Genomic DNA, 15,663 nt, shown 5'->3' with positions numbered 1-15,663 from the left:
GTTATGAATCGCCGTATGGTCGGCTACCTTTTGGGCCAGCTGATGCTGGTAGAACTGCTGGTGCTGATACCGCCGATGTTTATCTCGATGTACTGCGGGGAGTGGCACGCAGTACGGGCCTTTTTATACACCATCCTGCTGGTGGCCGCCGGCGGTCTGGCACTGCTGCGCCTCAAACCCCAAAACAAGGCCATCTACTCGGCCGAGGGGTTTGTGGTCACCGCCCTGGGCTGGGTCCTTCTCTCCTTTTTTGGGGGGCTGCCGTTTTTCTTCAGCGGTGCGATCACCAATCCGTTCGACTGCTTTTTCGAGATCGTCTCCGGCTTTACCACCACCGGAGCCAGCATTTTAAGCGACGTGGAGGTGCTGCCCAAAGGCATCCTCTTCTGGCGCAGCTTCACCCACTGGCTGGGCGGCATGGGCGTGCTGGTATTTTTGCTGGCGGTAGCGCCCGGCCACAAGAGCGGCGAGGGGCACGACCTGTACCTGATGCGGGCCGAGAGCCCCGGCCCGGCGGTGGACAAGCTCACCTCCAAGATCCGCCAGAGCGCCAAGATCCTGTACGCCATCTACATCGGCATGAGTGTACTCGAGACGGTACTGCTGCTGGCCGGCGGTATGCCGCTGTTCGATAGTCTGTGCAACATGTTCGGCACTGCCGGCACCGGCGGCTTCTCCATCAAAAACGCCAGCATGGCCGCCTACCCCAGCTTTTACCTGCAGGGGGTGGTCACCGTCTTTATGGCCCTGTTCGGGGTCAACTTCACCATCTTCTACCTGCTGCTCATCCGCGAGTTCTCACAGGCCCTGCACGACGAGGAGCTGCGCTGCTACCTCGGTATCATGCTGGGGTCCATCGCGCTGATCACCATCAACGTGCTGCCCCATTACAAGACCTGGTTCGAGGCCCTGCACCACGCCGCTTTTCAGGTGTCCTCGGTCATGACCACTACCGGCTACGCCACCACCGACTTTAATGCCTGGCCCCAGCTGTCCAAGACCATCCTGGTGCTGCTGATGATCCTGGGTGCCAGTGCCGGCTCTACCGGCGGCGGCATCAAGTCGGCCCGTATCGTGATCTTATTCAAGTCGGTGCGCAAAGAGATACGGCGCATGCTGCACCCGCGGGCAGTGCAGACGGTGCAGATGAACGGCAAACCACTGGAGGACCGCATCATCAAAGGTGTAAACGTGTTCATGGCGGTGTATTTCTGCGTGATGGGTGTCTCGTTTTTGCTGGTCTCGCTGGACGATTTTGATATGATCACCAACCTGACGGCGGTGCTCAGCTGTCTCAATAACATCGGCCCCGGGCTGGAACTGGTAGGGCCAACCGGCAACTTCGGCCACTTTTCCAACTTCAGCAAGCTGGTGCTCACTGCCGATATGTTGCTGGGCCGCCTCGAGATCTTCCCTATGTTGCTGCTGTTTAGCCCCACCGCCTGGAAGTGCCGCCGCGATATCCGCTGCCGCAAACGCGCCTAGCCTATTGGGGGTGTACTGGCCGTCAGGGCGTTACAGTACCCCGTCTTATCTAAAAAAAGAGGAGAGCAAAAGCTCTCCTCTTTTTTATCCACTGCAAACAGCTGGACCGGCTTTCCTTAAAAACGGTCTGCAGTCTGTTCCGGCCCGTGTTATCCGGTCTAAGCAGTCAGCTCCACTTTACGCCTCCCCCGCATATCTCCCGTCCCAAAAAATATGTATAAGACCACTTTCGTCTGCCGCTTTTTCTTGTGGCCAACAAATTTAAAAGCCTTTATCCAGGGTCTCAAAACTTTTTGTGCCCAACACTAGCACTTACACTAATACCAGCACACATATCCCACATCTCCCCGCCGCCCCAAGGCAAATCACTTTAATTTTCATAATTTCAGCCAAACTCTGTGCAAACAGTCACAGTTTTTACAATTTATTAATATTTAAAGTTTTATTTGATACTTTTTCGATGTTTCGACCTATATTTTCCGTTTTTTGCATATTTTAGGGTAAACTTCATTAAGAAAACTTTAGTTCTATGGAAAATTATGCTATACTTCTCAAAAATACAGGAAAGTGGCCATGGGGTATTTCCGTCTCCATTTAGGCCCTATTTTTGCGGAGGAACGCCATGAAATACACTAAAAAACTGCTGTCCGTACTGCTGTCGGTGGCATTGCTTTGTACTGCTCTGCCCACTGTGCTGCCGGTGCGGGCTGCCGACCGGGTAGACCTGGTCACCCAGCTGCCCACCGCCCTCACGCCGTCTGCCGCCTTTACCGCCATGGCGGTGGGCGGCAGCACCGACGAGCAGGGCGAAAAAGCCAACCTGTGGTTCGATTGGTCGCTCGACTCGGTCGGTGACACCAGCTATATCCAGCAGACCGGCAGCGCCTTCGCCACCAAATTTTTCGAGCAGCAAACACGCGTGCCCACCGCCGACGACTACCTGGCCGCCAGCGATGACGACCTGCCGCCGATCGGATTTCAGTTTTCCTGTATCCTATCTGACAACATTTCCGTAGAGAGCGCACAGTTGGGCGCCTTCCCCATTCAGGTCGAGGGCGAAAACATCGGCAACTACGCCATCTCTCTGTCCGGCGGCTCGCTCCTTGTCACCGGCAGCTTTGACAAATCTGTCTACGCCCGCACCTCTGTCGCCGGCCGCCACAGCATGGAACTAAACGTCGACCCGCAGGGCGACAGCGACCCCGAGTTTTCAGTGGAGCCCAAAAACGGCCAACTGCAGGTGGCGGTAGAATTTAAGACCAGTGGCGGCGGCAGCGGCCAACCCAACAGCAACTACACCCTGCAAAAATCCGCTTTGCCCCGCAGCGACACCGACCCGCACATCACCTATACGCTCGCCGCCGGGCTCAAGCCCGATGCCCCGGCCGACGCCACACTGGCCGGGCTGGTATTTTCCGATCCGATCCCCCAGGGTCTCACCGTCACCGGTGTCGAGCTCGACGGTACCGCGCTAGAGGATGTAAGCGGCTATACCATCACCGACGGCACCTTATCCGTCACCATCCCCGCTGTGGGCAGCGCCCCAGTGACCAGTGCTGTCGTCACCGTAAATACTCAGGCCGACCTGGCTACCTACCAGGCTTTTCTCGAAGGCCAGGAGCGCGCATTTCAAAATACGGCCGTGTTGCACCGAGCCGACTCGCCCAAGTCACTGGCCATCTCCGACCCGGTCACATCTGACTTGAAAGGCGCCTTTTTTGCCAAATCAGAGGGCCAACAGGTCGGCTCTAACGGCAGGCGCTACCATTGGACAGTGACCGCACAGACCTATTTTACCGGCGGGCAGGTGTGGCTGGTCGACCGCATCCAGCACATCGATACCGCCCACATGTACGAGCTGAGTGGCGGCAGCCTCTCCTACCAGCTCAACGGCAGCAGCTATACGGCAGCCCGCGACAGTAGTTTTTCTACGTCTTATAGCGCGCTCACTGCCGATATTCTGCAAAACAGCGGCCAAAACGCCCCTTTTTACTACACCTGCGACACCGATCACAACGGTATCGACGACGAAGCCGTGCTCATCATCCCCCTGACCGGAGCCCAGCTCAGCGGTCCGCTCACCTTAAAATACTGTACGCAGGTGGTGGAGCAGAGCGAGCAGGACTACCAGAACAAGGTGCTAAAAAACGACGCCACCATGCTGTGGAGCGCCGTCGGCTATGGCCCGGGGCCCGGAGAGCTGCCGGCCTTCTCGTTCTCCCTGCAAAAAGAGACCACCGCCCACTACAATCTGGGCGAAAAAACCTATTCCAAATACGACCAGGACACACGGCTGCTCACCTGGCAATTCGATGTCAATCAGTGCGGTAAAGAGATGGGCGACGTGTGCATCACCGACGTGTTAAGCGATCATAGCCAGCGGTTTGCCGCACTGCGCTGGCAGGTAAACGGCGGCGCCGCCCAGGATGTTCCTTACTGGGACGGCACGGGCACGGCACCGGCTGCTCCCTACTACCAAAAAGCCACCGACAGCGGCGCCACTTCTCTCACGATCCATCTGGGGAATATCCCCGCCGATCAGCTGTATACCTTATCTTTAGATACCGAGGTCGTAGACGCCGCCTTTTTGGCCACCCAGGGTAGTGCCGTCGATCCGGCCATCCAAAACACTGCCACTATCTACGCCAATGTCGGCGGCGCACCGCAGGTATCCGCTCTTGACGCCGGCAAAAAGCTGCCCAACACGCTCCTCACCAAAAAGGCGATCAAGCGCGACGGCAGCACCGAGGGCTCTCAGTACGACTATCAGGCCCATGCGGTAAACTGGCAGGTCACCGTCAACCCCCACCACATCCCCCTCGTCGACGGTGTACTCACCGACACGCTGCCCGTCGGCACCTCTTTTAAAGCGCTGCTGTCCGTTAGGCGCACCACCGCAGCGGGCGGCGTAAGCGACGGCGATATCAGCAGTCTCGTCGATGGGGCAGGTACAGTAACCTTTACCGACGGCAGCGCAGTAGAGCTCTCACACGATCTGGCGACAAACGATTCCGGTTTTTCGGCTGATACCGCCACCTTTACGTTGCGGCCATCCGGCGGCAACACGACCGCCGACCAGTATACTTTCACCTTTTGCACCTCGGTGGATCAGGACTACCGCGACCAGGCTTTTGTCAGTATGCAGCAACAAAAGCTGGTCAATAACGCAGTCCTCACCGGCAGCGTGGCCGACATAGTAGATGGGGCTCTTTCCCCTCTATCGGCCAGTGCCAGCGCCACCCAGACCTTTAAAGCACCACCGGCAGACAAATCCGGTCAATATCACGCCAATACCCAGTACGGCGATCTGGGAAAAGTCGATTATGCCAGCTGGAAAGTAGTGATGAACGCCGATCAGATCGATATGGCCGGTGCGTCGCTGGTGGACCAGCTGCCCAGCTGGTTCGAGCTCGACCCCTCCTCGGTCGATATTCGCGAGGCGGCGATAGATGCCGACGGCAAAGCTACGGTCAAGCCCAGGGCGGCCGCCATCACCGAGGGGCTCACCGCCGCCTATGACGGCTTTAACTTTGCCGTGCCCACGCAGTTGGCCCGCACACCGCTCATCATCACCTTTGATACGCTGCTGGTAGACAGCACCAGCGCCGGAAACATGAAAAACGGCGTCTCGCTTCGCTGGAATGACGGCCGTGAAGCAGCTACTGCCCAGGTACAGGCCAGTGGGGCGGCCGCCTTTGATGTGGGCCGCTACGCCACAGCTCTGTCGGTCCCCTACTTGCAGATCGATAAGACCAGCACCAACAACGCCGGTTTCACCGCCGATGGGCGGCCGCTGTTTGCTCTCGGCGGCGCCGAGTTCACGCTGGTACCGCTTACTTATAGCAGCAGCGGCTGGGCGCCCGACCCCAGCGGCCTGACCAAGACCCGCACCACCGCACAAACCAGCGGCACTGCCCTGTTTTTGTTCCTGCAGCGCGACACGCTCTACCAGCTGGTAGAGACGAGCGCCCCGGCTGGTTATTCGGCCGATACAGCCCCCAGCTATGTAGTGTTTCAAACGAAAGAGCCAACGGCAGCATACCCCGCCGGCACCACCGTTATCGACGGCAGCGAGCACGGTGCCAGTATCACCGTAGAAAACCAGCCTCAGACCGGCGGCAGCCAGCAGCAGGGGTCGGTCTGGCTTACCAAGCAGACCGAGACCGGCCAGCCTCTGCCAGGTGCCGTGTTCACCCTGCACGACAAGAGCGGCAAAACTGTCGACCAGCAGGCCACAAGCGGCCGCAGCGGACTCGTTCATTTTGACCATGTCGACCCCGGCCAATACACGTTGGACGAGCAGTGCCCCAGCGGGTTTGCCACTGCCCCCAGTTACGAGGTGACGGTGCAGTACGACACCGCTGCCGGGTACCAGTTTACCATGTCGGGAACCAGCGGCCTGACCGGAGACCCGGACAGCGGTTACACCGTTATTAATACCTATACCGTAGGCGATGTATCACTGCGTAAAACGCAGTCAGAAAGTGCCGATATACCGGTTTCGGGGGCCGAATTCACCATATATGCCGATGGACAAGACCATCCGGCCGCCTATTTGCTGGAAGACCCCGCAGTGCCGGGCAGTTACCGGCTCTCGTCGACCAGCATGCGCGGCGCTGCCGCCACCGCACAAAATGCCTACGGCGATCAGTACTGGCAGCTGCAGCCCGATGGGCAGCTGATGCTGCTCACCGGTACATACGCCCTGCGGGAGACTGTGGTGCCTTTCGGCTTTAGCGCCCCATCCGGCGACCCGCTGTGCACCTTTACTGTGACCGATCATACCAAGGGACAGCCGGTACAGCTGCAGGTGCAAAACGGGCTTGTCCATGTCTCAAAAACGGTTGAAAAGCGGTGGGACGACGATGGTGACCGCGACGGCTTGCGGCCGGCCGCAGTGACTGTGCAGCTGCTGGCCGACGGCACGCCGTTAGGCGACCCGGTACAGGTGACCAGCCAAAATGGCTGGACCTATACCTGGTCCGACCTGCTCTACGCCCACGGCGGCCGCGAGATCGTCTACTCGGTGCAGGAAATAGCAGTGCCCACGGGGTATACGGTCCACTACAGCGCCGGTAACCTTCTCATCACCAACACGCATCAGCCCCATCAGACCCAGCGCTCGGTGACTAAGCACTGGTCAGACGACGGCGATCAGGCTGCTGCCCGGCCCGATACCATCACCGTACAGCTGCTGGCCGATGGGCAAGCTGTCGGGGAGCCGGTGCAGTTGGATGCGCAGAGCGGCTGGTCGTACACCTGGCCGCAGCTGCCGCAAAACAGCGGCGGCAAGCCCCTTCGCTACACTGCGCAGGAGATCGACTGCCCCGCCGGTTACATGGCCAGCTACAGCGATGATACCTTTACCATCACCAACACCTATCAGCCCCAAGCACCGATAACCGACCGGCCCGGCGACAGTGCCCACGGCGGCACTGCTCACACGGGAGACAGCAGTTCTACGCCCCTGTTCTGGTGGTTGGTCCCGGTCTCTCTGCTAGCGGCTATCCCATTGTTTTACCGCCGTCAAAAACGCGATCGATCTTGATCTAACAATCAAAAAAGGGACCGGTGATCCGTACCGGTCCTTTTTTTGTTGCGGGGCGATCGCAGCGCGCTGCCAGGTATCACCAAAAAACATGTATTCGGCGACAGTTCTCTGATCGGATCAGAGCGCACACCCGGCAGCAATCGCTCAGTCGGCGACGGCGCGGCTGGCCATATTACAGTGGCCCAGGTAGAGAGAAAAATCCTGCCGCAGAGTATCGGTGTCGGGGATGCGGTCGCCCTGCTCATCAAAGAAATAGAGTTTTTCTGCCGGCAACAGAATGCGTATCTCCTCTTCCTGCTGCTGCCAGTTACAGGGCCGCTTCATCTTCATCTGCCCCAGTGGGGTCGAGAGCAGATAGATGCTGTCATCGCCCAGCTGTTCGGTCGAGAGGATCTTGGCAGGCATCGTGAGCCCCGGCTCGCCGGTGCCCGCGGTGCGTACCTCTTCGGGACGGATGGCTACCGAGCCCCTGTTCCAGGGTAGAATATTGCAGGGCGGGGAACCGATAAAGCCGGCCACAAAGGTGTTTTGCGGGTCGGTATAGATCTGCTGCGGGGTACCCCGCTGCATGATCTTACCCTGATTTAAAATAACGATATCGGTACCCATACTCATGGCCTCGACCTGATCGTGGGTGACGTATAAAAAGGTGCTGCCCAGCTGGCGGTACAGCTGCGAGATCTTTACCCGCATCTGGTTGCGCAGCTTAGCATCCAGATTTGACAGCGGCTCATCCATCAAAAACACCTTGGGGCTTTTGACCAGTGCCCGAGCCAGCGCCACCCGCTGCCGTTGGCCGCCCGACATCTGCGCCGGCCGTTTTTGTGCCTGGTCGCCCAACTCTACCATAGCCAGCGCGTCCTGCACCCGCCGCCGGCGCTCTTCTTTGGGCACTTTTTTGATCTTTAGACCGTATTCCACGTTCTGTTCGGCGGTCATGTGCGGGTACAGCGCATAGTTTTGAAAGACCATAGCCAGCTGTCTCTGCCCCGGCTCGGTATCGGTGATGTCCTGCCCGTCCAGCAGTACCCGACCCGAAGTGGGTGTCTCGAGCCCGGCGATGATGCGCAGCAAGGTGGATTTGCCACAGCCAGAGGGCCCCAACAGTACGGTAAAAGAGCCGTCCTCTATCTGGAGCTCCAGGTCTTTTAACACCTGGATATCTCTCGAAAAATTTTTGACGATGTGTTGTATCGTTATGGCGCCCAAAGTATCACTCCCCTATCAATTTGCGCTGCAGTGCCTGTATCTCTTCCGACGACAGTCCGATCTCAGCCAGGTAACCGGCGGCGCTGCGGTAGCGGTGGTGCAGGTGCTGCAGCGTGCGGGCCATATCCTGCGGCTTTGCCTGCAGCAGGTAGTCGGGCACATGCATACCCAACGCCTCCATCTGCGCCTTTTGGCTGGCAAACAGGTCTTTCATATAGATCTCAGTAGCGGCGTAGTCGGCGATGATGGCCTCTTCGCTCACACCGCACAGCTCCAGCAGCAGCATGGCGACGGTACCGGTGCGGTCTTTGCCGGCCGAACAGTGAAACAGCACCGTCTCACGGGGGTGGCGCAGTGCCGTCTGCATCACCTGGTAGATGCTCGGGCCGGCGCTGTCGAGCAGGCCGATATACAGGTCGGCCATAGTGGGGGGAAAATCATTCCCCTGCAGCCCACTGGACTGCACCCCGTCTGATATCGAGATGTTTTCATACTCGATATCGCAGTACCCCTTTAACCGGTTGGGCTCGCGCTGCAGCTCCTGTTCTGAGCGCAGGTCGATGACACAGCGCACTCCGTACTGGTACAGTGCCTGACGATCTTGTTCCGAGAGGCGGCCCAAACTGTCGGCCCGCAGAAAAGCACCTCTGCGTGTCGCTACACCGCCGGTACCGATATAGCCCCCCAGGTCACGGACGTTTTTTGCCCCCTGTAAGGGTAGAGGCCGTGAAACTGCCAAAGTATTTTTTGTGATCACTATTTGATCCCCCATTTCATAAAACTGTCTACAATGTGGCGCTGTAGAATGATGTAGATGATGAGGATAGGCAGACAGGAGATGGTGGTGGCAGCCATCAGTGAGCCCCACATATTCACGTCACTGCTGACAAACGACTTGATGCCGATCTGAATAGGTGCGCTCTCCAGCTTTTTAGTCACCAGCATGGGCCAGAGATACTCGTTCCAGGAATTTATGAATAACAGGATACCCAGCGAGGAGATGGTCGCTTTCATAGGCGGTAACACCACTCGAGTGAGGATCTGCCACTCCCCCGCCCCATCGAGTCGGGCGGCATCGATCAGTGCCCGCGGGAACTGGTTAAAGCCCTGATACATCGAGATGACGGCAAATGCCGAGGCGGCAAACGGCAGCACGATGGCCAGAGGGTTCCCCTGCAGGCCCCACTCGTTTACCTGGATGTAGTTGGGAATCATGGTGGCCTGAGCGGGGATGAGCCAGGTGAGGGTGAGCATCGTGTAGAGAATGCCCCGTCCTTTAAATTGCCACCTGGTCAGGGCGTAAGCGGCCAGAATAGAGGTGAGCAGCTGTAGCGCCGTCATGGCGATGGCTATGATAAAGGAATTGAGCAGCATGCGGCTGATAGGCATTTGCTCAAAGGCGTAGGTGTAATTTTCCAGCGTGGGGGCAGCCGGCCAAAAGGCTGTGCCAAAGATCTCTCCCTGATTTTTAAAGGAGGAGACCACCATCCAGTACAGCGGAAACACCGCCAACAGCGAGAGCAGTACCAAAAGGCCGTGTTTGCCTATGCTGCCACATTTTTTGCGCAGTGTATACACAGGGGTTCCCTCCTCTCTAGTTATCGTAAAAGGCATATTTTTTCGACAGTCTCATCATTACCAGCGCGATGAGACCAAACACAATGAAAAACAGAGCTGCTGCGGCCGCCGACAGGCCTACATTCATATCGCTAAACCCAAATTTGTACATCATATAGTAGATATTGGTCGAGGTGCCGTACGGGCCACCTTGACTGAGCACATCGATATAAGCAAAAGTCCACTGACTGGCAAACAGCACGCTCATCATCACCATCAACATGACCGTTGGCGAGAGCAGCGGCAGTGTAATAGTAAAAAATTGGCGGATATTGCTGGCACCGTCCAGCTTGGCCGACTCGTAGTACTCCCGGTTGACGCCGGAGATCGCCGCCGAAAACATGAGCGTAGAAAAACCGATCATCTTCCAGCCGGTAATGAGCAGGATCATCAGGCGCGAAAAGGTCTCGTTAGAGAAAAAGGCGATGCCCTGCTCGATGACACCCAGATCGATGAGCAGCTTGTTGACCAGGCCGTTGGTGGGGTGCAGCAGCCACTGAAAGATGACGCTCACAGCTACCGGGGCCATGATCATAGGAACAAAAAACAGCGCCCGATATACCTTCTGCGCCCGGCCGCGCACCGTTTGGGTGGCGGCGGCGATAAACAGCGGCAGCACGATCGAAAAGGGGAGCAGCCCCAGCGTGTAAAACAGCGTGTTTTTTACCGCCGGCCAAAAGTCTTTGTTAGAAAACAATTTGGTAAAGTTTTGCAGCCCCACAAATTCCGGGGTGGTGCCGGGCACCATAGACCACTTATACCCGGCAAGCCCCAGTGTTTGGCACAGCGGTTTGTACACCCAAAAGCCGATGAGCGCCACCGCCGGCAACATGAACAGGTAGGGCTTTAATTTGGCCAGTGAGATCTTTTTATGGGAAACCGCCCCCGGCGGGGCGGTCATAGCGGCAGTTTTCATCTGTCTGCCTCCCTTACTGTTGGGCCAAGATCTTGTCGATCTGAGACTGAGCCTCTTTTAACGTCTCTTCCACATCGGCATCGGTGGTGAGCGATCTAGTGATCGCGTCGGTAAAGATGGTAAAGCACTCAGTAGCAGTACCGGCGGGCCAGATCGTGACCGGCTTTACATTTTTGAGCTGGTCTATATTTACCCGCACCAGAGGATTTTCATCTACGAACGATTTGAGGTATTTCTCATCATCGGCCAGGTAGGTGCGCAGGGGCAGATAACCGATCTCTGAGGTGATGATGGTATAGCCTTCATCGCCGGTGACGTATTTGATAAACTCCCAGATCGCCTTGGCTTTTAAGTCGCTGTCGGGACGAACCGCCAGGCAGGAACCGGAGTTGACCGGTGCCGGCGTCTTTTCGCCAAACGATGGCATTGCTGCGCCGTAGACTTTCCATCCACCGGCCTCAGCCGAGGACAGAATGCCCGACAGCAGCGAGGTTGACTGGATGTGCATGCCCACATTGCCGGCCATAAAAGCCTGCGACACTTCGCTGTCGGTTCCCAGCGCCGCTACCCCAGAAGTAAAGAACTCTTTCCACTTGGAGATGGCCTCTACCCCTTCTTTAGAGGCAAAGGTGGCCTTCGTGCGGTCGCTGTTTAGCATGCTGCCGCCGTTAGAGAAAATGACCCCTTCGGTGACCCAGCCATTTTGTGGGCTCAGGCCAAAACCGTCTTTACCGGTCTTTTCTTTGATCTGCTTGGCGGCGGCCAGCACCTCGTCCCAGGTCTTGGGCGGGTCGTTAGGGTCAAGCCCGGCCTGCTCGAACAGCGTGCCGTTTATGTAGAGGATAGGAGTACTGAAAGTAAAGGCCAGCCCATAGGTCTTGCCGTCGATCTGGCCGAGCTTTACGGCGTTTTGCTCCATGCCGGAAAAGTGTTCTTCCAGCTCGTCTTTGGGAAACACATCCTCATAGGCCTTGATACCCATATTCTCTTTCGAGTCGTCTAAACTGTTCCAGCCGTGCTGGACGATGTCTACCTGTTGGCCGGCCTGGATATCAGATTTATACTTGGACATGTTGGCATCGGGCACGCCCTCGACGATCACCCCTTTTTCTTTGCCGACCGTGTCGTTAAATTCCTGGATGAGGTGTTCCATGCCCGGTTTCATACTGGGATAGGTGAGACTGTACGAGTAGAAGGTGACTTTGGTGGGGTTTTCAGGGTCCAGCTCACTGCCGGTGTTGCCACCGGTATCTTTGCTGTCGCCGCAGCCGGTAAAAACCGACAGAGCCAATGTGCCGGCCAGCAGCGCGGCAGCTGCTCTTTTGGCAAAGATCTTTTTCATATGTTCTCTCCTCTTCTTCTGATAGATCGCTCTTTGTCCGCAACATCTAATCTTTCATCATGGCCTGCAGCTGCTGTATGCTGATATCGGCCACGCTGGCGGCTACCGGCGTGTTGGGGTGTACCTCGCTTTTTACTCCGTTCTGGCTGACCGTTACCAAACTGTAGCAGGTCTGGGTGGTAAAATGCAGGCCCGTCCCATCCACAGAAAAGCCAAAGGCCAGCGAATCAGCCACCAATTGCGGTTTGCCGCCCACCAGCGACAAACTGTTCTGGTGGGTATGCCCACAGAAGATCGCCGCGATATCGCTCTCTTTTACGATCTGCTGCAGGCGGGGAGACACCTCGACGCCCGGTACCATGCCACCTTCGTCCATGACGGGGTGGTGAAAGCAGAGTACGCTCCCGCGCGGTGCCGGCTGCTGTACCTGCCGGGCCAGCCAGTCAAGCTGAGACTCGCTGATAGCACCGTTTTCTTTGCCCTCGATAGCTGAGTCCAGGCAGATCACGCGCAGGCCATCGATCTCGGTCACCGCCAGATAGGGCTCACTGCTGGGAGCCTCTTTTAAATAGCCCTGACGAAACGCCGCTTTGCGGTCGTGATTACCCAAACAACAGACAGCCGGTATCTCGGGGATCTCCTCCCTTAAAATATCGGCCAGCAGCGCGTAGTCCTCTGTCTGCCCCTCGTGGATCAGATCGCCGGTGATGAGCACAAAACTGGGCTTGGCGGCGGCGATGCAGGTCAGTGCACGGCGCAGGTTTTCAGCCGGGCTGGGTGCTGCGGCAAAGATAGCATCCATGCCGGTATCCTGATAGCTCTTTCGAATATGGGTATCTGAGATGTGCGCAAAGGTGATCGGTCGCAACATGTATTCCCTCCAGATCTTTGTTTGTTTTACCTTGTTTTAGGTCCTCTATTATTATAACTTGCACAAAGCGTGACCCAATAGAGGGGCTGCAAAGCCTGTGTAAAGAGTGGATATGCAAAACGGGATCTGTGTAAAGAGCGCGCGCCTCTCTGCAAAGAGCCGGTAAACTGCGATCATCTACCGGTAAATATCTGGTAAGGACCCGCTGTGTTGTGTCTCACCGCCCTGTGTCTGCACCAGCATGCACAGGGCGGGAACACCAACTTCTGCCCACGCAAAAAGAGCAGTCTCTCCGATCACCAGAGAAACTGCTCTTTTCATTTATTCTGAGTTGAGGAGATCGCCAGCTGCCCCTAGGCAGTCGTATGTCTGCCGGCACCCGTTGCGGCACTCACGTGCTCGCTTAAAAATTGCTCCGTCCGCTTGGCCGGCATGGGCCTGGCATAGTAAAACCCCTGTATCTGGTCTACGCCAAAGTTCTCAACCAGCTGGCTCTGCGCCAAGTCCTCTACGCCTTCAGCCACGACTACCATCCCCAGATCTTTAAAGGTGTGCACCAGGTTTTTCACCGTTCGCGCCGACTTTTCACTGTCGATAGAGGCCCATACCAAGCTCTTGTCAAATTTGAGCGTATCAAAAGGGATACTGATAACGGTGGCGATGTTCGAATAGCCGGTACCAAAGTCATCCAGCCCGATGAGCAGGCCGTGTCGCTCCATCTCCCGTGCAAAACTGGCCACCACTTCTGTACTCTCGGCCAGCGTGCTCTCGGTAAATTCGATCTTGATAGCCGACAGCGGCGTGCCGTTTTGATGTATGATATCCAGCACCCGATCGGCCAGATCGGGCTGGGAAAACTGCAGAGCCGAAAAGTTGACATGTACGGCGCCGATATCGAGCGACTGGGCGAGCAGGCGATTTACAAACTTGCACACCTTGTCGAGCACCAGATAGGTCATCTCGACGATGAGCCCGGTCTCCTCGGCAATGGGGATGAACTCAGACGGGTAAATAGGGCCGATTGATGAATCGGGAATGCGCATGAGCGACTCGGCATAGCGAAAGCTGCCGTCCTCGACCGAGTAAATAGGCTGGTAATAGAGCTCGACCTCCCGCTTTTGCAGGCGCTCTTTGAGGATATTCACAATGCTGCGGCGGCGCTCCAGCTCGGCGAGCATAGCCTGGTCGCAGTAGCATATCTTCCCATACCGCCCTGTTTTGGCCCTGGCTACAGCATATTCTACCGCACTGATGATGTTTTCCAGCGTCATGCTGTCGTCTTGGCGGCGCATGATCCCCATCACCGCCGGCAGCATAAAGCTCAGATCACCCACCATCCAGGTCTCAGTCATGCGCTGCTGGACAGCTTCTACACAGCCGCGCGCCTGCCGTTCACCGTCACCGTAAAAGAGCAGGGCAAACTCGTCACCGCTAAAGCGATACACATTCTCCCGCGGGCCTACCCGGCTCAAAAAGCGGCAGACAGCACACAACAGCTCATCGCCCCGCTGTTGGCCATAGGCGCTGTTTATCTGGCGAAAATCCCGCAGCGATACGACCACGAGCGTAAAGCTGATACCTGGCTGGCGCTTTACGATCAACTCCAACATGTCCAGTAGCTCCTGCCGATTGGGCACACCGGTAAGATAATCCTGCGAGATCTGCTTGTTTTGCAGGTGCAGGTAGATGATGAGCATGGCACAGGTCGCCGCCGAACCCGACAGGATGATATTGGGATAGACCTGCTGCACCACGATGACCAACACCGCCAACACCGGAAAAGCTGCTAAGATCCGGTAAACCGATGGGGGCACGCGCCGCCTCTCCAACACCGTGACGGCGATACTGGCCACACAGTACAGATAAAAAAGCAGGTAGGTGACCATCACCCACGGGCCGCGGACGTATCCCATTTGTCGGTCCAGGTAAAACAGCAGCCCGGTAAATGGGTTTATGAGCACCAACACAGCGTAGCCGACAGCTGGCACCACTCCCAGCAAAACGATACGGCGCAGCTGTCGCCCTTCGGGGTAGATGACCGAGACGGCATACAGAAAATAGGCCAGCCCCATCAACGGGGTGAGCAGATAGTACACCGTGGTCACTATATTGGTGAGCCAGAGTGGTGCCACCTGACTTTTATACAGCAAAAGCGTCGACAGAATATTGCTGGCCATGGCACAGAAAGTGACCAGTAAACAGCCCTGAAACACCCGATTTTTCAGGGTGGGCAGATGGCTGCCTTTGCGGGCATACACCCAAATGATCCCCAGTATGACCAGAGAGATACACTCTGGTGCGATGTTCCAGCTCATTTCATCAGCCCGCCGTTCCCCGGCAAAAGCCGGCTGCCTTTGCCCAGTTATTCATGTGTCTATTCTAACACAAGTTGCCTGATCACACAATCGATAGCGGGTCGAGCCGATGTCTCTTCTCTGTGACTCATATTCTGTCAGCTGACGGCAGCAGTGGGCATATCGAACAAGCGCAGAACAAGCACATTTGTATATAAAAAGGCAGAGCATCTAAAATGCTCTGCCTTTTATATATTTACGGTACTCGTGCAGATCGCCGCCAACGGCTGCCGGGCCGCCGGGACCTATTCTCCCCCGGTAGGAAAAGATCTCATTTTAACGGCACTCTACCAGCACCTGCACACATTACTGGGGGCC

9 protein-coding genes are annotated in these 15,663 nt (G+C 56.8%); 2 read left to right on the top strand and 7 right to left on the bottom strand.

The features are described from left to right. Nucleotides 1–3: 3 nt before the first annotated feature. Both H8K20_RS02370 and H8K20_RS02365 read left to right on the top strand, forming a co-directional pair. Nucleotides 4–1,485 (top strand): TrkH family potassium uptake protein, encoded by a 1,482-nt coding sequence (locus tag H8K20_RS02370; protein WP_105203571.1) that lies wholly within the window; start codon nt 4–6, stop codon nt 1,483–1,485. A gap of 622 nt (nt 1,486–2,107) precedes the next feature. Further along, nucleotides 2,108–7,033: a Cna B-type domain-containing protein gene (locus tag H8K20_RS02365; RefSeq protein ID WP_186487363.1), complete on the top strand. Its 4,926-nt coding sequence runs from the start codon at nt 2,108–2,110 to the stop codon at nt 7,031–7,033. A gap of 147 nt (nt 7,034–7,180) precedes the next feature. Here the strand turns inward: H8K20_RS02365 and H8K20_RS02360 are convergent, their stop codons facing one another. The 7 genes from H8K20_RS02360 to H8K20_RS02330 all read right to left on the bottom strand — a co-directional run bounded on the left by H8K20_RS02360 (nt 7,181) and on the right by H8K20_RS02330 (nt 15,306). Continuing rightward, nucleotides 7,181–8,245: an ABC transporter ATP-binding protein gene (locus tag H8K20_RS02360; protein WP_186487362.1), complete on the bottom strand. Its 1,065-nt coding sequence runs from the start codon at nt 8,243–8,245 to the stop codon at nt 7,181–7,183. Nucleotides 8,246–8,249: 4 nt separating this feature from the next. Next, nucleotides 8,250–9,017: a tyrosine-protein phosphatase gene (locus H8K20_RS02355; RefSeq protein ID WP_243206167.1), complete on the bottom strand. Its 768-nt coding sequence runs from the start codon at nt 9,015–9,017 to the stop codon at nt 8,250–8,252. Continuing rightward, complete coding sequence (locus tag H8K20_RS02350; protein ID WP_243562443.1) at nt 9,002–9,823, bottom strand: carbohydrate ABC transporter permease; 822 nt, start codon at nt 9,821–9,823, stop codon at nt 9,002–9,004. Before H8K20_RS02350 ends, H8K20_RS02355 begins: the two co-directional genes overlap by 16 nt. Nucleotides 9,824–9,839: 16 nt before the next feature. Further along, nucleotides 9,840–10,778, bottom strand: a complete 939-nt coding sequence (locus H8K20_RS02345; protein WP_154865836.1) for a carbohydrate ABC transporter permease — start codon at nt 10,776–10,778, stop codon at nt 9,840–9,842. Between the two features lie 13 nt (nt 10,779–10,791). Further along, a complete protein-coding gene (locus tag H8K20_RS02340) occupies nt 10,792–12,120 on the bottom strand; it encodes an ABC transporter substrate-binding protein (protein ID WP_186487360.1) in 1,329 nt (442 codons plus the stop codon). 46 nt (nt 12,121–12,166) lie between these two features. Beyond that, nucleotides 12,167–12,991, bottom strand: coding sequence for a metallophosphoesterase family protein (locus H8K20_RS02335; RefSeq protein WP_186487359.1), 825 nt, complete (start codon nt 12,989–12,991; stop codon nt 12,167–12,169). Nucleotides 12,992–13,344: 353 nt separating this feature from the next. Continuing rightward, complete coding sequence (locus H8K20_RS02330; protein WP_186487358.1) at nt 13,345–15,306, bottom strand: putative bifunctional diguanylate cyclase/phosphodiesterase; 1,962 nt, start codon at nt 15,304–15,306, stop codon at nt 13,345–13,347. Nucleotides 15,307–15,663 lie beyond the last annotated feature (357 nt).

The sequence above is a fragment of the Neobittarella massiliensis (ex Bilen et al. 2018) genome (genome assembly GCF_014269355.1).
Lineage (GTDB): Bacteria > Bacillota > Clostridia > Oscillospirales > Ruminococcaceae > Neobittarella > Neobittarella massiliensis.
This window is presented reverse-complemented; position numbering and strand designations above follow the sequence as displayed.